Annotated in this window: 15 protein-coding genes; 5 read left to right on the top strand and 10 right to left on the bottom strand. The window is 36.2% G+C overall.

The genetic code is table 11. The features are described from left to right. The coding region (locus tag IQ236_RS22770; protein WP_265578701.1) for a C2 family cysteine protease at positions 1-1,415 on the top strand (1,415 nt) is incomplete at its 5' end. 190 nt (positions 1,416-1,605) lie between these two features. Further along, complete coding sequence (locus IQ236_RS22775; RefSeq protein ID WP_193871405.1) at positions 1,606-2,103, top strand: hypothetical protein; 498 nt, start codon at positions 1,606-1,608, stop codon at positions 2,101-2,103. Between the two features lie 366 nt (positions 2,104-2,469). Here IQ236_RS22775 and IQ236_RS22780 read toward each other — a convergent pair whose 3' ends face one another. The 3 genes from IQ236_RS22780 to IQ236_RS22790 form a co-directional block, all read right to left on the bottom strand. Continuing rightward, positions 2,470-3,690: a DUF4336 domain-containing protein gene (locus IQ236_RS22780; protein WP_193871406.1), complete on the bottom strand. Its 1,221-nt coding sequence runs from the start codon at positions 3,688-3,690 to the stop codon at positions 2,470-2,472. 87 nt (positions 3,691-3,777) lie between these two features. Then, a complete protein-coding gene (locus tag IQ236_RS22785; protein ID WP_193871407.1) occupies positions 3,778-4,503 on the bottom strand; it encodes an HAD-IA family hydrolase in 726 nt (241 codons plus the stop codon). Between the two features lie 87 nt (positions 4,504-4,590). Then, on the bottom strand, positions 4,591-5,811 hold the full coding sequence (locus tag IQ236_RS22790; RefSeq protein ID WP_193871408.1) for an NAD(P)/FAD-dependent oxidoreductase: 1,221 nt from the start codon (positions 5,809-5,811) through the stop codon (positions 4,591-4,593). A 181-nt stretch (positions 5,812-5,992) separates the two neighbouring features. Here IQ236_RS22790 and psaK point away from each other — a divergent pair, with 181 nt between their 5' ends. Next, positions 5,993-6,253: a photosystem I reaction center subunit PsaK gene (psaK, locus tag IQ236_RS22795; RefSeq protein ID WP_228041810.1), complete on the top strand. Its 261-nt coding sequence runs from the start codon at positions 5,993-5,995 to the stop codon at positions 6,251-6,253. Between the two features lie 317 nt (positions 6,254-6,570). Here the strand turns inward: psaK and IQ236_RS22800 are convergent, their stop codons facing one another. From IQ236_RS22800 to IQ236_RS22820, 5 genes are all read right to left on the bottom strand, one after another. Then, complete coding sequence (locus tag IQ236_RS22800; RefSeq protein ID WP_193871409.1) at positions 6,571-8,163, bottom strand: FAD-dependent oxidoreductase; 1,593 nt, start codon at positions 8,161-8,163, stop codon at positions 6,571-6,573. Positions 8,164-8,213: 50 nt separating this feature from the next. After that, complete coding sequence (locus tag IQ236_RS22805; RefSeq protein ID WP_193871410.1) at positions 8,214-8,912, bottom strand: DUF3226 domain-containing protein; 699 nt, start codon at positions 8,910-8,912, stop codon at positions 8,214-8,216. Then, the gene (locus tag IQ236_RS22810) at positions 8,905-9,972 is read right to left on the bottom strand and encodes an AAA family ATPase (protein ID WP_193871411.1); all 1,068 of its coding nucleotides are present in this window, start codon (positions 9,970-9,972) and stop codon (positions 8,905-8,907) included. The genes IQ236_RS22805 and IQ236_RS22810 overlap by 8 nt, the downstream gene beginning before the upstream one ends. An 82-nt stretch (positions 9,973-10,054) precedes the next feature. Next, entirely contained in the window at positions 10,055-10,381 is a 327-nt protein-coding gene (locus IQ236_RS22815) for a hypothetical protein (protein ID WP_193871412.1), read from the bottom strand. Positions 10,382-10,424: 43 nt separating this feature from the next. Beyond that, positions 10,425-11,033: a hypothetical protein gene (locus IQ236_RS22820; RefSeq protein ID WP_193871413.1), complete on the bottom strand. Its 609-nt coding sequence runs from the start codon at positions 11,031-11,033 to the stop codon at positions 10,425-10,427. A 274-nt stretch (positions 11,034-11,307) separates the two neighbouring features. On the opposite strand from IQ236_RS22820, the gene IQ236_RS22825 reads away from it, so the two are divergent. Then, the gene (locus IQ236_RS22825; RefSeq protein ID WP_193871414.1) at positions 11,308-12,681 is read left to right on the top strand and encodes a F390 synthetase-related protein; all 1,374 of its coding nucleotides are present in this window, start codon (positions 11,308-11,310) and stop codon (positions 12,679-12,681) included. Here the strand turns inward: IQ236_RS22825 and menD are convergent. Continuing rightward, positions 12,667-14,439 carry a 2-succinyl-5-enolpyruvyl-6-hydroxy-3-cyclohexene-1-carboxylic-acid synthase gene (menD, locus tag IQ236_RS22830; RefSeq protein WP_193871415.1) on the bottom strand — a complete coding sequence of 591 codons (1,773 nt, stop codon included), beginning with the start codon at positions 14,437-14,439 and terminating at the stop codon, positions 12,667-12,669. The genes IQ236_RS22825 and menD overlap by 15 nt on opposite strands. 46 nt (positions 14,440-14,485) lie before the next feature. Between menD and dnaE the strand changes: the two genes are divergently transcribed. Beyond that, the gene (gene dnaE, locus IQ236_RS22835; protein ID WP_193871416.1) at positions 14,486-19,471 is read left to right on the top strand and encodes a DNA polymerase III subunit alpha; all 4,986 of its coding nucleotides are present in this window, start codon (positions 14,486-14,488) and stop codon (positions 19,469-19,471) included. On the opposite strand, the gene IQ236_RS22840 is transcribed toward dnaE, so the two are convergent. After that, positions 19,468-21,885 carry an ATP-dependent helicase gene (locus tag IQ236_RS22840; protein ID WP_193871417.1) on the bottom strand — a complete coding sequence of 806 codons (2,418 nt, stop codon included), beginning with the start codon at positions 21,883-21,885 and terminating at the stop codon, positions 19,468-19,470. The two genes, dnaE and IQ236_RS22840, sit on opposite strands and share 4 nt — an antisense overlap. Positions 21,886-21,951: the final 66 nt, after the last annotated feature.

A 21,951-nucleotide genomic window follows, 5' to 3' on the forward strand; every position in this document is an offset into this window, starting at 1 on the left:
TTACAATTACCCGTACAGGTACTACCAGTAACGCTTTAACGGTTAACTATACTGTTGCAGGAACAGCGACAAAAGGCACTGATTATAGTAATCTTACAGGCAGTCTAACGATTCCTGCGGGTTCAACGACTGCTAATATCCCGATTACTGTAATTGATGATAGTACCGTTGAAGGTTCAGAAACATCAGTTGTGAGTTTATCGAGTAGCAGTGCTTACACTTTGGGAAGTACCGCTAGTGCCACCGTTACAATTACCGATAATGATGCCGGTGACTGGTTTACCCAAAACATTCAAGACCCTGGTTTACAGTCAATTGCTCGTTCTCGGGCTTCTGACAATGTTCTTGATCGTAACGACATGATCGCTATTTTGCGAGATGCTAAAGATGGCAGTGTGATTGATGCAAATGAATTGACCAGCTTACGAACTTTAGTCAATAACGCCAGTCGTTTTAATATGCCAGACTCTGTTCGTGTTCTCTCGAATAAAATTGTGAATAGTGATCCCGCTAACCAAAGTTATCAAGGTAGTTCCCTAGGAAATTTGTTTGCTGGTAGTAGTGGAACTCAGATGGACAACTTAATTAATAAGTGGTTTTTAGGTCTTGACCATCCGAGTAATCCTTACACCTATCAATATGCCACGGGTTCTCTATTTGTCAACGGGGCAACTTACCAAGATATTAATCAAGGTGCTGTTGGAGATTGTTACTACCTAGCCAGTTTAGCTGCGACAGCATTTCGTTCTCCAAGTACCATTCAAAATATGTTCATTGACAATGGAGATAACACCTATACTGTTCGCTTCTACAACAGTGGAGTAACAGACTATGTGACTGTGGATCGATATTTGCCGACTTCATCAGGATCACCGGCTTATGCTAAAACACCTAGTGGTGAACTGTGGGTTGCCTTAGCGGAAAAAGCCTATGCTCAAGTGAATCAGTCTGGTTGGATTGACCAAGATGGCACAAATAGTTATAGTGGTATCGAGGGTGGTTTGGGTTACTATGCTATACCTGACATCACAGGACGTATCACTAGCTATGTCTACGAGCCTAGTGGAATCGTTAATACCAATGCCATCATTAATGCTTTCAACGCAGGTAGCCTGATTACTATAGATTCAAAACCTTCAGGTGTTGCATCAAATGTTGCTCCTAGTCATGAATATACTCTAGTGGGTTATAATTCATCAACTCAGCAGTTCACTCTATACAACCCTTGGGGAATGAATGGGGGATACTATAATGGAACATTCAAGCCAGGACAATTACAGCTAACTGCATCTCAGCTTTCACAAAGTTTTGCTAACTGGAATTATACGACCAACAATGGACTACCACAATATGGAAGTAGCACCACTTTACCACCCGAAGTTTACCAGCCAGAAAATTTAGTTAAAGATGAGTAAAAGCTGAATAGAATACTCCCAGAAAGAGAGTCTGGAACATATATTTCCAGATCCTCTTTTTTTAGATGATTTTTAAATTTATAGCCCCTGACTCAAATTCTGTTTATACCAAGGGGCTAGGGGAAGAAGGGGATAGAATCAAGGGTTTTAGGAAATCAGAACGTCTTAACCGTCTTGGCGGCTGCTATATATGCTCATTAAAATCAGTCTAATTGCTCTATCATTGATCTTTTTTATGCAGTTTTTTAGTTCTCAAATTCATGACAATACACAAGTCTTGAATTTATTATTTCAACCATCTCTTGCTTCTACAAGTGTACAAATGAAAATTATTTCTCTCTCAGTCCGTGAAGAAAGGAGACTGCCATCGGGAGCAACTCCTGATCCCAATCGAGATATTGGATTTGCTTCTGTCTTGATTCGCCTAGAAAATTCTCAAGAGAAAACCCAGATAATAGTTATTGATAAAATTGAAATAAAAGGGGTTTTCAATCCTGTAGTTTATTGTATAAATAATGAGCCTAAAACAATCTATTTAAAACCTTTGGAAAACTCAGATCTGGTTTTCCATTTAACCAATAAAACGGGATATATAGGTCAAGATAGAGTCAAAGCTTTCATTTATTATCGAATCAACAATCAGAAAGGCATTTTAGAGTCACAATCTATTGAAGTAGATCGACTCTGAGAAATGAAAACTAAATAAAGCAGGTTATTGTTCACAACTCCTTTGTGTCTTGGTGGTTAAATTAATCCGATCTCCCGTACTTCTACTTAGAAACTAGGGGAATGAAGAGATGCGATCACATTTTTCTATTCAATTCCTAAAAATACCCTCATCAGCCAATTTAATTTATCCTATAACCTGGTAGGTAGACAACATTGTTGTGTCCCTACAATAATGAAATAAAAAGATGCGATCGCCTTTCTTCTATTAATCTTTTAAAAAAAGCGATCGCTCTTTTTTGATTGAATTCATAGACAAGCGATCGCAAACTTTGATTATTTTAAAAAAATGTAATATAGCAACAAACATGGCTATTAGGAAAAAATATTACAACCTATTTAGTTTGGGTTTAGATGGCGGTGTAATCTTAAATTTATTCAAAATATCATCAATTTCTAATAATAATTCTAAATCTTCTTGAGACAATAAATCGTTATTAGTATGTTGTTCTAAAAAACTAAACGCCTGTCGAAATTGTTGTGGCGTTGCTAGAATAGGAGAATCAAAATGGCAAGGAATAATTCGGTTAAAATCCCATTCAGACACTTGATTTGCCCAAATTAACGTTTCTTCGGGAGCACGGTTTAAAATTAACGTTTGTAAAATGGGGGCGACAAATAACCGTCCATTTCCTCTTAACGCCTCAAAAGATTGTTGCCAATTTGGTTTCCATTTAAACGGATAAACCCCAAAATAAGCTTTTTTAGAACGGTCGGGGGCTTGCCAAGATTCTCGAAACGCATCCCCCAATTCTACCGTATCTAATACACTGGGACGAAAATAAAAGGAAAATAAGGAGATTCTTTGCCATCCTCGGCGACGGGTAATTTCATTATTTTCTACTTTATGAAAGGTATCATCTTTAGCATGAAATAGTAACGGATAGGGATCGAGTTGTACAATTGTTGGAGGGTTGTCAGGGATAGAAACAATCGTATCGGTTACTAATAAGGTATGGGAACGCTTATGGAAAAAAGCTACCTCTGCAAATCGTCCAATTCCTAATGCTAACGGCCCTAAAATTCGATAGTCAAATTCATCTGAAAAGGGCGTTTTTTGACGATCTGAAGGTAGAATTTGAGTCCGTTTTAACGGTAAACCTAACCAACTTAGAGGTAAATTAATCGGAAAACTCCACTGTCCGGGAGCAACAAAAACTTGAGCTTGGGGAAATTTTCGAGCAAAGGGGCCAACAAAAACTTTATGTTCAATTCCTGAAATAGTGGGCAGAATAATATATTTTACATCCCCATATTCTTCGATTAACTCTCTCATTAAACGGAGGCATTCTGGGGTGGGAGCAACGGGAGCATAAACCAATAAACCCCCCTGGTCAAGTTTCACCAGCGTCATCCGAATGGGCACCACAACATACAGAATTCCCTGTACCTGCTCAAACGTCCAAATCGTATTTGGAACAACTTCCGTGCGGAGGGTTCGCCGTTGACTGTAGGGATAAATGGGGACAACAGCCCAAAAGGGCCATGAAAACTCCCGAAACGAAAGATTTTGAACAGGTTCTTCTTGGGTTTTCCGACTGTACTCCACTGTTTTCCTAACTCCTGTTTTTTGTAGAGAGCCTTTAAAGATAGACAAAGATAGACAAAGATAGACGCGCCGTGGCTCGTCTCTACTTTAGGATATCGGAATTTGTTCTAAACTTTCATACTCATCTAAAATCCCTTTGGGGGGTTCCTCTCGATGCAGTAAAAATCCTCGTATTCCTAGGGCTTTTGCGCCTTGATAATCGGCTTTTAAACTATCACCAATATGCCAAGCTTCTTCGGGTGAACATTGATGTTTATTTAAAGCAATTTGAAAGATTTCAGAACTGGGTTTTGCGGCTCCTACTTCTGTTGAAATGGTCACAGATTTAAAAAAATCAGCTAAATTTAAGGCTTCTAAAACGGGATATAATCGGGAATCAAAGTTGGATAATACCCCTAATTCTATTCCTTGTTCTTGCCAATATTTTAATTGCGGGGGAACATCAGAATAAACAAACCAAGGTTTTTCGGTTTCAAAATAACGGTATAAGGCTTGAAAAAAAGAGGAAAAGTCTGTAAACTTATGATAGAGTCCAACAATTTTAAAGGTTTGTTCAGCGATCGCTTCCCACCACTCAAATTCTAGTTGCGGAATTTCATTAGGTTCTACTCCTGGAAATGCCATACTCGGAGCAGCCAAAAAACATTGAAAAAAGACTTGATCTAAAATTTCGGCTTCAGCTTTTACCCCAAATTGATCAGCAATAATTCGGTACGCTTCCCCCACACTATGGCGGACTCCAAATAATGTACCAACAGCATCTAAAAAAATAACACGGGGTTTTTCGGGTGCAGAATTTTCCAGGTTAATCATGGTCAACGTTCTAATTATTTAACGGTTAAATCAGAAACCGGGTTTCTACAAAACAGATTTTAACAGAAAACCCCGGTTTCTCAATTTCTATTCCCTTGTTCCTATTTTTTGATCCATTGAGATTAATAAATCCTGCAACGGGCGCGTGATCCAATTAACCGCAACTCGAATCTGATGATCTAAGGTCGGGAAGCGATATAAATAAATTAATCGTCGGGCTAAATGGGCAAAATGACCTTCTAATTGAATCCCTAAACCTGTTAAGGTGGCGTTATCCATTCCTAATGTCATCATTTCCCCTAACCCGGTATAACGGAAGGGTAATAAAGGTCTTTGTGTTAATAATGCCCAAAGATTCCACCCGGTATAATCTGCTTGTTGAAAAGCGGCTTGGGCTGTTGTTGGAATGGTTTGACCGTCTGCATCTTTACAATCTGCTAAATCGCCTAATGCAAAAATTTCAGGATGATCAACAACTTGTAAGGTTGAGGTTGTAACAAGTTGACCTCGTTGATTTTGTTTTAGAGGAAGTTCTCGGACTACAGGAGAGACTTTTGTTCCCACTGTCCACAATACAATATCAACCGGAATCTCATCAATTTGACCTCGATATTCTAGGGAAATTCTATCTGCTTCAATGGCGGCGACAGTGGTTTCTAAATCGATCCAAACTTGCCGTTCTGATAAGGCATTTCTAGCGGCTTCTCGATTAAATTCAGGGGAGGTTTTTAAGATTTCCTCTGATTGTTCAATAATTCTAATCCGGGCTTTTGTTCCTAAGCGATCAGCCAATTTACAAGCTAATTCTACGCCACTATAACCCCCACCAACAATTGCTACCCGAATTTTATCTTGATTTGAGGTTTCTAGCCGTCGCAACTGTTCTTCTAAACGATAAGCATCCGCAATAGTTCGGAAGGGAATTGCATAATCTTTGACACCCGCCACTAAATCTAAAGGTGTTTCGCTTCCCATTGCTAAAACTAAATAATCATAGGAGATGGGCGGATTATTTTGCAGTTTAACCTGTTTAGTTTCAATATCAATTTCGTTGATAATACCTTGACAAAACCGCACATTTGTATCTTTTAACAGGTCTTCAAAAGCAGGGGAAATTTCCCAGGCTTGTAGTTCATCCGTTAGCAGTTCATACAGCAGAGGTAAAAATAAGAAATGGTCATTCTGATCCACCAGAACAATTTCCGGTTCCTGGGATTTTTCCCAAGGAAGTTGACTCAAACGTAAGGCGGTGTAGAGTCCACCAAAGCCTCCACCAAGGATACAGATGCGGGTTTGCTGTTCAGTCATATTAGAATCTATGGTTTCTCGGAGTCGGGCCGTTTCTTTAAACTAGGATAGCAATTTTAATCAGAAAATGTTAAGTATTGCTACAAGGACGAAAATGAATTCCCGTTGTTTGGTAAAACATCTTAGCTATAACGATTAATTTCCATTGGCTACAGTTTAAAAAACTTTAGGAGATAATTCCATGATGCTTTTAGCCGCCGCTACGACCACTCCCGTTACTCACGCCTGGAGTCCCACTATCGCCATTGTAATGATTTTGTGCAATATTGTAGCGATCGCCATTGGTAAATTCTCCATCCAGCACCCCAATTCTGGCCCTCAATTACCCTCATCGAATATGTTCGGTGGGTTTGGCTTACCTGCGGTTTTAGCAACCACAAGTTTTGGTCATATTTTAGGGGCGGGTGTGATTTTAGGATTATCCAGTTTGGGAGTCATTTAACCCCTTTTAAATGTAGGGTGCGTAAGCAAAGCGCACGCACCTTAAACTTGATTCAATAACAATATTGATTTAATTAAATAACAATGTTGATTTGATTCAATAACAATATTGGTTTGATTCAATAACAATATTGGTTTGATTAAATAACAATGTTGATTTGATTAAATAACAATGTTGGTTTGATTCAATAACAATGTTGATTTGATTAAATAACAATATTGGTTTGATTCAATAACAATGTTGGTTTGATTCAATAACAATGTTGATGGTGCGTGCGCTGATCGCTTACGCACCCTACAATAATTGATTTGGTGTGTTTAATCATAATCCTGTCCTGAGCCATATTGCCAAGCTTCTAACCAACGATCATAATAGTATTGAGAAGAAGAAGGTAATTTTTGGAACACAGGTTTTAGGGTTTTTGCAAACGGATATAAACCCGTATAAAGCCCTAAATTCCAGTAGTGAATTGTCCAATCAATTAAACTAATTAATCCCACTTGGGGAATAATTTTAAAAATTAAACCGGGATGATTAATCGCTGTTTTTGATAAGGTTTGAGTTAAGGCTGAAAATCTTACCACATCTTGTAAAAAGGGTTTTAAAATAGGTTCTCCCAATTCTTCCATTTCTTGAAATACTGTTGCTAATAACTGATTAATTTGTTCCGGGTTAATGGTTTGTTGAACCCCCACACTCATCGACCGTTGAAATAGCCAAGTAACAGATAAACTGGGTTGATAAGGTTGTAATAAAGATAAGGCATTTTGGCTTAATTGATCGGTTGTTAACGCTTGATCAATTCCTCTGGTTAACCGTTTTAAATGACGCACCATCGCCCCAAATCCCCCAAAACTTAACGGAGATTGATTTCCGCTACTATCTCCAATAGCAAAAACACGATTCCAAGGCATTTTTAACGGGCTATTTTTATAACAAGGAAAAAACCCAAATAACGCCCGTTTAAAGGTTAATTGATTGAGTTCAATCTGTTGATATTGAGGTAATAGTTTAAAATAATCTTCAAATAAATATTCTAAACTAAACCGTTGAGGATCAGCATCTAAATAGGTAAATAAATAAGTTGTTCTTCCATCTCTAGCCGGAAACGCTTCCCAGAAATATTGACATTGATTGTTTAAAGGAGTAAAAGAGGCAAAAATATCCCCAGTTTCATTATTAGGATAACCCGTCGCACAGGTTCCTACTACTAAACAAACCGCATCGGGTTTTTGTCCTTGTCTGGCTTGTCGAACTAAAGGGGAAAAATGCCCCATTGCATCAATTAATAAACGGGTTTTTAGAATAATTAACCTCTCCCCTAACCCCTCTCCTGCAAGGCGAGGGGAATTGATTTGGGTTACATTAATCGCTACTCCATCAGGATGAATAATCGCCGATTCATAAGCCGTATTTTCTAATAAGATTCCTCCGGCTTCTAAAAACCGATTTTTGAGAGTTTCTAATAAATAAACGGGATCAACCCCAATATTAAGAACATCTTTCACCCAAATTTCAATATTATTCGGGAAACTTAAACGGGCTGGGTTATATTCCGTTGCGATCGCAGTTTTTAATTCTAACTCAGATAATAAATTTAAGTCAATAAAAACCTCTAATTCCTGACGAGAAATATTCCATTCTTGTTCCCGTCCTCGCAATTTACCTCGTTCTAATACCGCTACTCGCCACCCTTTCATTGCTAAGGTTGTAGCGATTAAAATTCCCAGAGTCCCCCCACCAATAACAACATCATAATCCACCGTTTCCAACCGTTGAGACTCCTCTTTAACGGTATTGGGAAGGGGGAGACTATTATTTTTTAAACCCGTCCATAGTTCATCTGCTTTCCGTAAACCGTTGAAAGGGTTTCCAGGGATTTGAGATAAAATTTCTTCGGTGAGAGACATAGAAGTAACAATAAACCATTCTTAATAGGATAATCGATTTTACATTTTGATCAACTCTCAGTAACGAAAAGGTGCAAAATTTTTTTGATATCATTGAGAACAGGGTGATTAAAATTCCAAATATCTTTTTTATTTTCCATAATATAGTTAAAGTTTGTCATACTACATTTTCGTTCAGCTTGATATCGATCTCGACGAGAACAAGTATCAAATCGTAGATAAAGACTAATCCAAAATTTATCATATTCTTTATCACTAATCGATTTATTATTATTTCCTAAACAGTTTCTCCAACTCTCTAAACAATCTGCATAAGGAGATTCTTTGGTTTTAATAAGTTTTAAGACAGTTTCTAACTCTCCTTGACCTTCGACATGGGTAAAATAACAAGCTATTTCAATAGAATCATACTCAGGAATATTGACAGTTATGAGTTGGGATATATCGGAAAATTCATTAGTTAAAGTAAAAACCTGCCGTAAACATTGATTAATAAATTGTAACCGCTCTTGCTGAGAGTATTGATCAATATCGATAATAATTCCAATTTTGCTAATTGGCTTTTTCTGGATATCAGCTAACAAGGACTTCAAAGCCTCTACTAACCTTTTTTCACTTAATCCTTCTAAACATTCATAGTCATCAATACAAATAGGAGTATCAATCTCAATATCATAATTTAGCTCTTCAATCAGAGCTTGAAGAAAAAATTTATCATTTTTACTCTCCACAATTAAAAGATTACTCACCTCTAACTCCTTTTCCATGTTCTAAAGCATATTTTAAGGTTTCTACATCCCTCTTAATTCCTATAATGCCGTTAGTTTTAGGATGTCTGGCTAGTTCAAAATAAGCACTCATTTCTTCATCCATTTCTAAGCCTACATCTCCAAAAGCTTGAATCATTTCTAAACTGTGGGTTGTGGCAAAAATTTGCGTATCTAGTTCTTTTGATAGCCGAAATAAAGTTTTCCAAAATTCTCGTTGATTAGTATAGTGGATTCCATTTTCTATTTCATCAATCAACAAGAATTTATGATTATTATTGATTAATTTTAAAATAATAGTTGTAGCTCTAATAATAGCATCTCCATAAAGTGAAATAGGCAAGCGACGTTTATTGATGCTTCTTAAATATAAAGTAGGTTCACCAATCAAAAAACTATCCACCTCTTGAATTGATGAATCAAGAATTTGTAATAATTTTAAAATTTCACCATCTTTTTCATCTAAACGAGCTTTATCATAAGATTCAGCTAATTCTTTATTTGACATTCTTAAACCAGAGGGGATAATGGGTAGATCAATGGAGTCTGAACCATTCACTGAAATTATTCCGTTTGAGCTTGCAATTACCGAAGATTCAGATATAGTCTCTTGATTTTGAGTAACTTTAATATTAAGTGATGTTACTGATTCATTTTGAGAAATAAAGTCAATTAATTTTTTTATATCTTTTTGATCTTCAAAAAAATCAGAGTTAATTTTATCCGAAACAGAAAGCTCTACCGTCCTTGAATTTTCTGAATATTTGCCACTAATTTTTATTTCTCCTTGATAACTTTGCTCTAAAAAAAAATTATCCCAAGTCCTTTCAGGTCTTGATTTTGAAATTTCCGAAGACTCCCTCCTAATTCTTTTAAGTTCAATTATACTTTTCGGACGAGGAAAGTTGTGCAACAGTAAAGCTTCTAAAAAAGCTGTTTTACCAGCATTATTTTTACCTCCGATTAAATTCACTCGTTTAAACCCTAAAATTTTAGTATTTTCAAAACATCTAAAATTTTGAATTTCTATATTTTCAAGCATATTAATCAATTGTGCTGTAAAAATAGCCCTAATCTACTTTAACTTTAGCACATTGAGATCAGAAGTTGTCTAGCTAGTTTTACTATTTAGCACGACTAGCAGCCAAACGCGCATAATCCCGATTTTTTTGATACTGAATAACCCGTTGTTGTGCTTTCCCATAATTAATATCAGAAGTCGAAACTGCTTTCATATTTTCAATTGCTTTTTCCCATTGACTCACGACAAATTCCCATTCATCTTTTGATTTAGAAGTTTGTGTTAATAACGCTGCGCTATTCGCTTCATTTAACCCTTGTTGAAAATAAGGTTCTGGTGGTTTTAAAGATGAAGTTAGAGGTTGGGGATTAGACTCTACAAGACTTTGATGTTGTTGAATTTGTTCTTGAGTAATTCCATCACGGTTCAAATAAGCCTCAGTTTGGGTTGGGCTATTTTTATTAACAATCTTTTCAGTTTTTCCCCCTGAAGGGGGAAAAATACCGCAATGATCGATTAAAAATCCAGTGGTGCGCGTAGGAATAAATGACTCCAGAGATTAAAAATGCGATTCCCAATGCTTGTAAAAACGGTCGAGGATCAATTTCAATATCTGAAGTTAATTCCCCTATCAATGCTCCCCAAAATAGGGTAATTTTAGCAACAGAGATAATCCAAACGATTAGCAGAATGGTTCTCAACCAAGAATTGGGATAGGGAAACCAAGCTGGCCATTTTAACCCCTGAAAAAAAGTGAAGGTGGATTTTTTTTGATGGGGTTTAGTTTTTTGCTCTAAACTAATACAGTCAGTCCAAATCGGTTCCTCTAGTGCTAGTTCTTTACCTTTAATAACAACCGATTTAATATAAGGACAGTTTAATTTTTTCATGATCCTCTCAACAACTACAACAGATTCTTGTTGTCGAGGAACAGGGGTAGACTCTAAGCTAATTTCAAGATAATCTTGCTTGAGTTCTGCAAAAGCAATAATTTCTTGTTCTGTCATTAAATAAGTGATTAATCTAGCAATTTCTTGCGGATTACCTTGTTTGGCTAGGTCAAATGATGGTTGATTCGTCATAATTTGTCTTTGAGGTAGATGGAAAGCAGCAGATAAAGAAAATAATGTGGAGAATGGAAGCGGGTAGAAATGTTGATCAAGGGTTCAGCAGAAGTGCTCGCTCAAAGTCCCCAATATCAGAATAGAGGATAAAATCATAAAAATAAACCGTAAATTTACTGAATTTTATCTGTAATATGTAGGGTGCGTAAGCAACGCGCACGCACCATCAACATTATTTAATACAACAGAGTTCAAGGTGCGTAAAACGCACCCTACGAGGTATATTATTAAAATGAAACGTACATTAACCATTCTTCAACATTATTTACAAACGAAATATTTTAGACAATTTAACAGTCGAGAACAATTATTAACTTTGCAAAATCAACAGGTTCAGAACTTTTTACAGAAGATTTTGCCTAAATCTCCCTTTTATCAAAAGTATTATCAAGGGTTAGAAATTCAAGATTGGCAAAATTTTCCAATAATTGATAAAGCAAAAATGATGGAAAATTTTGATCAACTTAATACCGTTGAAATTTCAGCCTCAGAAGCATTTGAAATAGCCTTCAAAGCTGAAAAAACGCGAGATTTTAGCTCTAATTTACGCGGATATACTGTTGGGTTATCAACGGGAACCAGTGGAAATCGAGGGTTATTTTTAGTTAGTCCTCAAGAACAATGGATTTGGGCTGGTACAATTTTAGCTAAATTATTACCCAATTTTATTTTATATCCTGAGAAAATTGCATTTTTTCTGAGGGCAAATAGTCGATTATATGAAACGGTAAAAAGTCAACGTTTGCAGTTCCAATTCTTTGATTTATTAAACCCCATTACCCATCATATTCAACGATTAAATCATTATCAACCCACACTTTTAGTTGCACCTGCTTCTTTATTAAGATTATTAGCTACATCTCAAAAACAAGGCATTTTAAAAATATCACCGAAAAAAATAGTTTCTGTTGCAGAAGTGCTAGATCCTTTAGATGCAGATTATATTAGCGGTGTTTTTAATCAAATGATTCATCAAGTTTATCAATGTACAGAAGGATTTTTAGGTTATACCTGTAACTATGGAACTTTACATCTTAATGAAGATATTGTTGCTATTCAGAAAGACTATTTAGATGACGATCAATCTCGATTTATGCCGATTATAACGGATTTTAGACGAACAACGCAACCGATTATTCGTTATCGTCTCAATGATATTTTAGTTGAACGAAAAACGCCTTGTCAATGTGGGTCAGTATTTATGGCAATTGAACAAATTGAAGGGCGACAGGATGATATTTTTTATCTACCTCATCAATCTATTAATAATGAATGGGTAACAATTTTTCCTGATTTTATTCGCAGGGCAATTATTATGATTTCTCCTAATATTGAAGATTATCAAGTCATGCAGTTAAGTTTAAATCGGATAGAAGTTGCTTTGAAAGTTAGAAATTCCGAAAAAAATGTAATTCAAGAAGAGGTTATGAAATCATTGCGATCGCTTTTTGAACGTCTGCACGGTCAGATCCCAGAAATTGTATTTCTTGAGGAATTTCCTACTATTTTAATAGGTCAAAAACGCCGCAGAGTTTGGCAGAAAGATAGTACAGATAAGGTGGTGCGTGCGCGGGGCTTACGCACCCTACGTTTAGAGGATTTTTAAATTGAGTTGATTGGCGAATTGTTGTAGATGTTTTTGTCGCCATTGAGCATCAATTTTTCGGTTAGTTGGAATTTCTAAAATCCTAATTCCGTTATCGGGAAGGGAATTTAATCGTTGTTTCAACTGTTCCCAAGATAGGATTTTTTCATATTCAATTTGATAGGTTGCAGCTAATTGATCAAAATTAATATTTTGAGGGGTTGCAAAATAATCTTCAAAGGGGGGATTAAATTGAGAAATCGGTAACATTTCAAAAATTCCACCGCCATTATTATTAATTAAAATAATCGTTAAATGTCCGATAAATTTATTTTTAATTAAAAATCCATTGGTGTCATGAAGTAAAGCTAAATCTCCTGTTAATAAAATACTACTTTGTTGATGATGGGCTATTCCTAATGCTGTGGATAAAGTTCCATCAATTCCATTAGCACCGCGATTAAAAAAGGGTTGAATATTTAACAAATTAGGACTCCAAAAAAATTCTACATCCCTTACTGGCATACTATTAGCAATAAAAATGGGGGTGTTTTGAGGTAGAATTTGAGGCAATAACCAAGCAACTTTAGGTTCTATTAATAAATTAATAGCTTCAAATTCTTGATTAATAACTGTTTTTAGTTTAGCTTCTAACTCACACCATAGATGACAATAGAATTGAGATCCAGTCAAATTTAAGGTATCTGTATCTTCTTGGTGATTAATTTCTTCTGATAGCTGTTCTATCGGTATCCTCAAATGAGTTGTTTTTCCATGTAACCCATCTAAATTTTGATAGCTAGGGTCAAGGATAAAATAGTCTGGTTGTTTTTGTTCTAACCAGTTTCTCAGGGTTTTGCTGGTGGGTAAATCTCCAATTTGAATCACAACTTGAGGTGCAAGTTTTTCGGCTAAGGTTGGATTTCTCAGGATTAAATCATAGGTTGAAATTAAATAGGGATTCAGGTTAGAATAATTCCTGACGGGGGATAATCCTTCGGCTAAGACGGGATAATTTAAGTGTTGAGAAAGATGGGCGATCGCTTGACAATAACCCTCTGCATTTTGCGGTTGAGCTACACCAGCAATAATAATCCCTTGAGAATAATTATACCATTGTTTTAAATAATTAGATAGATTAAACCTATAAAATAGGGAAGATTTTAATGGAGTAATTGGATCAAAAAAATCATTAGGAAAGATAGCTTTTAAATCTTCTGTTTCTGATTGATAAACGGGATGTAATGGGTCACGAAAAGGGATATTCAGATGAACAACGCCAGGAATGGGAAATTGCGATCGCTCCCAAGCATAAATTAAGGTTTGGCGTAAATAACGTAATAATTTTAAATCTAAACTGGGAACCGTTAATTCTGTTTGCCAATTCGGATAAGTGCCGTATAATTTAACTTGATCAATGGTTTGTCCTGCATGACAATCTCTTAATTCTGGGGGTCGATCTGCTGTTAAAATTAATAAGGGCACTCGACTTTCTTTTGCTTCTATAATAGCAGGATAAAAATTGGCTCCTGCGGTTCCTGACGTACAAACTAAAGCCGTCGGAATTCCGCTTTTTTTAGCAATTCCCAAAGCAAAAAATGAGGCAGACCGTTCATCTAAAATCGGAATCGTTTCTATGCTAGAATGTTGAGCAAAAGCAATCGTTAAAGGAGTGGAACGGGAACCGGGACAAACGATAGCAGTTTTTAATCCTAATTGAGCGAGTGTTTCTACAAATACAGAAGCCCAAACTGTGTTAATATTACGGAAGTCAATCATTTTATCTCAATTATTTTTAAGTTTAATTTAATCAAGGAACTCAACCATGTCTTTTGTAGGATTACATATTCATAGTGATTATAGTTTACTCGATGGTGCATCTCAATTACCTCAATTAATTGATCGAGCATTAGAGTTAGGAATGCCAGCGATCGCTGTCACCGATCATGGTGTCATGTATGGGGCAATTGAGTTAATTAAAACCTGTCGAAATAAGAATATTAAACCCATTATTGGCAATGAGATGTATGTGATTAATGGTGATATTAAAGTTCAGGATCAGAAGGGTGAGAAACGAAGAAAATATCATCAAGTGGTCTTGGCAAAAAATAGCCAAGGGTATAAAAATTTAGTTAAACTCACCACCATTTCACACCTGCAAGGATTTCAAGGAAAAGGCATTTTTGCACGTCCCTGTATTAATAAAGAGCTATTAGAACAATATCATGAAGGGTTAATTGTTACCAGTGCTTGTTTAGGCGGAGAAATACCCCAGGCAATTTTACAAGGACGGTATGATGTGGCGCGAAAAGTTGCCCAATGGTATAAAGATGTATTTGGAGAGGATTTTTATTTAGAAATTCAAGATCATGGTTCTCCTGAAGATCGGATGGTGAATGTTGAGATTGTTAATATTAGTCGAGAATTAAATATTAAGATTATCGCTACAAATGATTCTCATTTTATCTCTTGTAATGATGTAGAAGCTCATGATGCGTTACTTTGTATTAATACCCAAAAATTAATTAATGAAGAAAAACGAATGCGCTACAGCGGCACAGAATATTTAAAATCTGCTGAAGAAATGGCGCAACTTTTTCGAGATCATTTATCCGATGATATTATTCAAGAAGCAATTAATAATACGGTAGAAGTTGCGAATAAAGTAGAACCCTATAAGGGTATTTTAGGGGAACCTCGCATTCCTGACTATCCCATTCCGAGCGATCATACAGCCGATACTTACTTAGAAGAAGTGACTTGGAAAGGATTATTAGAACGGATGAATGCTAAAACTCGAAGCGAGATTAAACCTATTTATAAAGAGCGCTTAGAATATGAACTTAAAATGATGCAACAGATGGGGTTTTCGACTTACTTTTTAGTCGTTTGGGATTATATTAAATTTGCCAGAGATAACAATATTCCCGTCGGGCCAGGACGAGGTTCAGCCGCCGGATCATTAGTGGCTTATGCTTTAAAAATTACGAATATTGATCCGGTTTTTCATGGTTTATTATTTGAACGGTTTTTAAACCCTGAACGAAAATCCATGCCGGATATTGATACGGATTTTTGTATTGAACGGCGAGACGAAATGATTAAATATGTCACCGATAAATATGGCGAAGATAAGGTGGCTCAAATTATTACGTTTAACCGCATGACTTCTAAAGCGGTGTTAAAAGATGTCGCCAGGGTGTTAGGAATTTCCTATAAAAAATCAGATCAAATGGCGAAATTAATTCCGGTTTCACGGGGAAAACCGACCCGTTTAAAAGTCATGATTTCCGATCAAAGTCCCGCGCCGGAATTTAAAGAAGCTTATGATCATGAAGATGTTGCTATTCATAATGATGCAGGGGATGAAGTCGGAACGATTAAAGTTAAACAATGGCTAGATATGGCAATTCGCATCGAAGGAACAAACAAAACCTTCGGAGTTCATGCGGCGGGTGTGGTGATTTCTAAACAACCTTTAGATGAAATTGTTCCCCTCCAACGTAATAATGATGGGGCGGTGATTACTCAATATTATATGGAGGATTTAGAGGCAGTTGGATTATTAAAAATGGACTTTTTAGGCTTAAAGAATTTAACCATGATTCAAAAAGCTGTTGATTATATTGAAGAAAAATATCACCATCATATTGATCCTGAAAAACTACCTTCTGATGTAGAAAAAAGAGCGCAAGACGCTTATAAAACCCATAAAAAGTTACCCGAAGATGTATTAAAAACTTATAAATTACTGGAAAAAGGGGATTTAGATGGGATTTTTCAGTTAGAATCTTCTGGGATGATGGATATTGTAAAAAAACTGAAACCATCCTGTTTAGATGATATTTCTTCGATTTTAGCTTTATATCGTCCGGGGCCATTGGATGCAGGTTTAATTCCTCAATTTATTGATCGTAAACATGGACGGGATGAAATTCGCTATGATCATCCGACGTTAGAACCGATTTTAAAAGAAACCTATGGAATTTTATGTTTCCAAGAACAAATTATGAAATTAGCTCAAGATTTAGCGGGCTATTCTTTAGGTCAAGCGGATATTCTTCGCCGATGTTTGAGTGGATCTACGCAAATTGTAGATGCTGCGACTGGAAAGTTAGTTTCCTTAAAAGAAATTGCACAATCTCCTGAATATTGGTTAGGTAGAAAAGTCTTTTCTCTCAATCTTAAAACTCAAAATATCATTCAACAACCGATCACAGAAATTCATCCCAATGGAGTTCGGGATATTTGGCAAATTACTACAAAAACAAATCACAAAATTAAAGCCACTGAGGATCATCTTTTCTATACAGTTTTAGGATGGAAACCATTAAAGTCCTTTAAAATTGGCGATCGCGTGGGTTTAGCAAAAACTATTCCGATTACAAATCAAAGTCAAATATCAGATGCTCAAATCAAGTTGGTCGCGTATTTAATTGGAGACGGTCATTTATCCACAAAGAGTCCATCTTGTAGTTATTTTTGTAATAGTGATCAAGAATTAATAGATGATTTTAATAACTGTGCAAAAGAACTTTTTGGCAAACCAGCACCGATTGATCATCAACTACATCCGGGGCGAAAATCTGTCACTTATGCTCGTATTGGGTTTATTTCTTCTTTCAATAAATGGGTAGATGATCATATTAAACGAGCTCACTCTAGGGACAAAGAACTTCCCGAATGGGTTTTGACATTATCTCAGGAGCAATTAAAACTTTTCTTAGGAACTTTATGGTCAACGGATGGAAGTTTCGATACTAGCATTGGTCATACTGACTATACTTCCACTTCTCCGGTTTTGATCAAACAAATTCAACATCTACTCCTCCGTTTAGGGATTGTTTCACTCTTTAATGTAAAAACCATTCAATATAATGGTAAACCTCACATTTCTTATCGAGCCCAAATTACCGGACGAGAAGATATGCTCAAGTTTTGTGAATTAATTAAGCCTAACTTGAGTTCCTATAAAACAGAGCAAGCAGAACTCTGTTATTTATTAATCAAAGATAAAATTCGGAATCAATCAAAACATACAATTCCACCGGAAGTGATTACACTAATTGCTCAGGTCAAAAAATCAACTCGGATGACATGGGATAAAATTGATCAGGCTGTGGGAGTGTCAAGAGGTACTATGTCTTCGGGTTTAAATTTCCAGAAAACACCCTCTCGGAGTTTATCTCGTCATCGTGTAGAAAATTTTGCAATTGCATTTCAAAATGACCAATTAAAAGCGATCGCGGAATCAGATGTTTTTTGGGATGAAATTGTTGAAATTGAGTATATGGGTAAAGAAGAAGTGTTTGATTTAAGTATTCCCGAAACCCATAATTTTATAGCTAATAATTTTATTGCCCACAACTGTATGGGTAAAAAGAAAGCAGAAGAAATGCAGAAGCAAAGGGAACTCTTTATTGACGGTGCAACTAAAAATGGAGTCCAACAAAAATTAGCAGAAAAGTTATTTGAGCAAATGGTTCAATTCGCCGAATATTGCTTCAATAAATCCCATTCTATGGCTTATGCCTATGTAACCTATGAAACCGCTTATTTAAAAGCTAATTATCCCGTTGAATATATGGCAGCTTTATTAAGTGCCAATAGTGGAGATACCGATAAAATTCAAAAGTATATTGAATCTTGCCAAAAATCTTTAGGGATTAAAGTAATTGCACCAGATATTAATCTTTCGGGTATGGATTTTACCCCTTCCGATAACAGTATTATTTTCGGATTATCTGCGATTAAAAATGTAGGGGAAGGTGCGATTGAACATTTATTAGCAGAGCGTCGAGAAGGGGGAGAATTTAAAAGTTATCCTGATTTATGCGATCGCATAAATTTACAAGTTGTCAATAGCCGTGCTTTAGAAGCATTAATTAAATGTGGTGCTTTAGATAAATTGAACCCCAACCGTCGTCAAGCGATTGATCATTTAGATAAATTAATTTCTTGGGCGCAAAGTAAAGCTAAAGATCGGGCTGTTGGTCAACAAAGTATCTTTGATCTTTTAGGGGGAGGAACAAATACAATCAATACCCATGAAGATGCACCAAAACCTGCAAAAATTGAAGATTTTACGGTTCAAGAAAAACTACAATTTGAGAAAGAATTACTGGGATTTTATGTTTCTGAACATCCTTTAAAATCCATCTTAGAATCTATTATTGTAGAGGAACGAGTCACCTTAGCAGAATTAACGGATAAAAAATCTAAAGTTAAAGTCGTTGTTGTGATTACCTCGATTAAACTGCATACCACTAAAAAAGGCGATCGCATGGCATTTTTACAAATTGAAGATTTAACCGGACAAATGGAGGCGATTGTTTTTCCTAGAACTTATCAAGAAATAAAGACCTTTCCCGGTGAAAATGATGTGGTTTTAATTACAGGAAAACTTGATAAACAGGAAGATAAAACTCAGTTAATTATTGATGAATTACAATTCGCCAATACTCTCCCTCGCCGTGAAAAACTCCCAACTCCTTTATTAGAAGATTTGGAAGTAGAGGAATCAGAATTTATGGTGCTTTTACATTTAAAACTTGAGGAAATTTATGATTTAACTCGCTTGCAAAAACTTCATGCACTTCTCAAAGAACAATCATCCGGTAATCAACAACAAGCTAATATTCCCATTGTGGCTACAGTGAAGGGAGAGTTTCAACATAATTATAAAGGGGTTTGTTTAGGTCGTGACTTCTGGATACAGAATGCTGAAGCGACTCTAAATTCCTTAAAATCTGCTGGGTTTGATGCTGAAATTCAACCGAAAATAGAACCAACTCTTTCTTCTATTTTTTAATATTTCTCTAAAAAATGTTGAGGAAATTGTTGTTTTAATGCCATAAAAACCGGACAGGGTTTTTGTTCTTGCTGATTTTCAGGTTTATGCCAAGTGTAGGGAGCAAAACGCGATGCAGACATCCATAAAAAACGTTTAGCTCTGGTCATGGCGACATAGAGTAAGCGATATTCTTCGGCAATTTTTAAATCCTTGGCTTGTTCCCATGCAGTCATCACATCGGGGATTAATTCTTGTCCGTGAGATGCGGCTCGAATTTGAGCACGAGCGACTTCAGAAAGCGTGATTTCTCCTAGAAATTTCGTTTGCGGTAAAACTCGTAAACTCCCCGGAATTGTAGACTCTTGTAAAAAGGGAAGAAACACATAATCCCAATCTAATCCTTTGGCTTTGTGCATGGTAATTAAAGTTAATTGACCGTCACGGGTGTAGGGACTTTCTTTAGAAGTTTCTTCATCAATATCAACGGGTTCAAATCGTTCTGAACTGACAATATCATTCAAAACTTCTAAAATAGTCCCCATAGAATGGCTACCAAAAGTTTTTTGACCAATGCGTTCAGCTAATTTATCAGCCGTTGCTAATTCCGTTCGTTCATAGCGCAGGGATAAGGCTAAAAAAGAGATTAATTGATAGGGAGGAAGTTCTAAACGTGCTTGCAATAATTGACAACAAAAATAACGACATTGACGAATTTCTGGAGACTGTGGTGAATCCAGGGGGCCAGGATAAAGAAATTCTTCAGGATGAATTGCTATTTTATTATAATCTAAATTCGGAATTAAATTGCGATCGCCTAAAACTTTTAACGCTAATTTTAAATAATCCGGTGAATGGGGACGATCTAAAAATTGCAGTAATACTAACATCTCTTCAGGAATTTTAGAGTTTCGCGCCTGTTGAGACGCATCAAAAATGCGGATTTTAGTTTTAAAATCTTCGGGTATTTTAATATTGTATGATTGGGGGTTATTTAAAACGTTAGAAATAAACTCTCCTTGTTTATTTTCTCGAATTAAAATAGCAAATTTTCCTTGAGGATCATGATTAAAAATTGTTACAATCCGTTGCACAATCCACTCAACCGTTTGATAAATATCCGCAGGTTCACACAGTTCTAAGCCTCGATCATAAGCGGGTGGATTTGCATTGGGTTGAGGGTCATTCCATCCCACTAACCGAATCATTTGCTCTCGAAAAGGTTGTTCATTTCCCGCTAATTTGGAGCGATTCACCCACGATAACATATAATTAGCCGCATCAATAATAATACAGCTACTTCTTCCAGCCTGATCCATGGTCGCTAATTTTTTTAACTGTTCACACTCATTACAAAAATTCCGAAAATAAATGGGATCAGCCGGAGTAAAGGTAGAGTTAATCGCTTGGTTTGGATCACCGACTCGAACTAAATTTAAAGTCTCTAAATCATTACTAATTGACTCAGAAGACCGAGCTAAAATTCTTAACAGTTTACTTTGCAGAGGCGTAGAATCTTGAGCTTCATCTTCAAACACAGCAAATACTTGATTTTGCCAAACTTGACGCACTGCTTGATTTTCTAAGACTTGCAAGGCTGCTAAAATCATTTCATCATAATCAATTAAATTCTGCGATCGCAACAAATTTTGATAATTTTCATATAACCCCCCAGCAATTTTTAAAATCTCATAATCATCAGGAATTTGTTCAGAAATGCGGTTTAAATCTTTCGGTTTTAACCCAGAACTTTTCGCTTCTTGAATCACTTTCCAAGCCAAATTCGGTAAAATTTCTGTTCGTAAAACCGACTGCCTTCTTAAGCGTTCTGTTTCTTCTCCATCAAATTGAACCCCCTCAATTAATCGTTGATAATGACGAGGATTGGCAGCAATCCACTGTTCAACACAGGTGCGAGTAATTCGATTACTGGGAGTGGGTAAAATTAACGTAACATTTTCTAAATTTAATCCCGATAATTCAGGATGTCTTAAGGCAATATTGAGAGCTAAACCATGCAAGGTATGAACAACAAACCCGCCTAAAGGTAATTTAAGATCTTTAAGTTTTTCTGTAATTTTAGCCCGAATATTAGCGGCGGCTGAACGGGTAAAGGTCACAATCACTAATTGATGACGAGCATGGAGTTGATCATGAGCGATCGCTAAAGCCGCAGCAACCGCCATTCCTGTTGATTTTCCCGCACCGGGAACCGCAGAAATCGCTAAGGGCCCCCCATTCCAATCCGCCATTTGTTGTTGACCGGGACGTAAACTTTGATAAATTTCTTTAATTTTTTCGGCTCGAAAAGCGCGAACTTTCTCAATATTTTCTAAGGAATTCGTTATTGTCCCATCAGAAACCGTCAATTCCGTTTCTGGGGTTGATAGAGAATCGAGGGAGGAAACTTGATCAAGGTCGAAATCGTCTGTCATTTTAGGTTCAATATTAGAGGAGTTATTAACAATAAAAGGTTAAATTAGAGATATTGTTATAGGGAT

Origin of the sequence: Planktothrix mougeotii LEGE 06226, from assembly GCF_015207485.1 — a bacterium.
Lineage (GTDB): Bacteria > Cyanobacteriota > Cyanobacteriia > Cyanobacteriales > Microcoleaceae > Planktothrix.

What these genes read in the sequence shown, in the direction of transcription:
- IQ236_RS22775 (WP_193871405.1), top strand. Translation starts at nt 1,606, where the DNA reads ATGCTCATTAAAATCAGTCTAATTGCTCTATCATTGATCTTTTTTATG.
- IQ236_RS22785 (WP_193871407.1), bottom strand. Translation starts at nt 4,503, where the DNA reads ATGATTAACCTGGAAAATTCTGCACCCGAAAAACCCCGTGTTATTTTT.
- IQ236_RS22790 (WP_193871408.1), bottom strand. Translation starts at nt 5,811, where the DNA reads ATGACTGAACAGCAAACCCGCATCTGTATCCTTGGTGGAGGCTTTGGT.
- psaK (WP_228041810.1), top strand. Translation starts at nt 5,993, where the DNA reads ATGATGCTTTTAGCCGCCGCTACGACCACTCCCGTTACTCACGCCTGG.
- IQ236_RS22800 (WP_193871409.1), bottom strand. Translation starts at nt 8,163, where the DNA reads ATGTCTCTCACCGAAGAAATTTTATCTCAAATCCCTGGAAACCCTTTC.
- IQ236_RS22810 (WP_193871411.1), bottom strand. Translation starts at nt 9,972, where the DNA reads ATGCTTGAAAATATAGAAATTCAAAATTTTAGATGTTTTGAAAATACT.
- IQ236_RS22820 (WP_193871413.1), bottom strand. Translation starts at nt 11,033, where the DNA reads ATGACGAATCAACCATCATTTGACCTAGCCAAACAAGGTAATCCGCAA.
- IQ236_RS22825 (WP_193871414.1), top strand. Translation starts at nt 11,308, where the DNA reads ATGAAACGTACATTAACCATTCTTCAACATTATTTACAAACGAAATAT.
- menD (WP_193871415.1), bottom strand. Translation starts at nt 14,439, where the DNA reads ATGATTGACTTCCGTAATATTAACACAGTTTGGGCTTCTGTATTTGTA.
- dnaE (WP_193871416.1), top strand. Translation starts at nt 14,486, where the DNA reads ATGTCTTTTGTAGGATTACATATTCATAGTGATTATAGTTTACTCGAT.
- IQ236_RS22840 (WP_193871417.1), bottom strand. Translation starts at nt 21,885, where the DNA reads ATGACAGACGATTTCGACCTTGATCAAGTTTCCTCCCTCGATTCTCTA.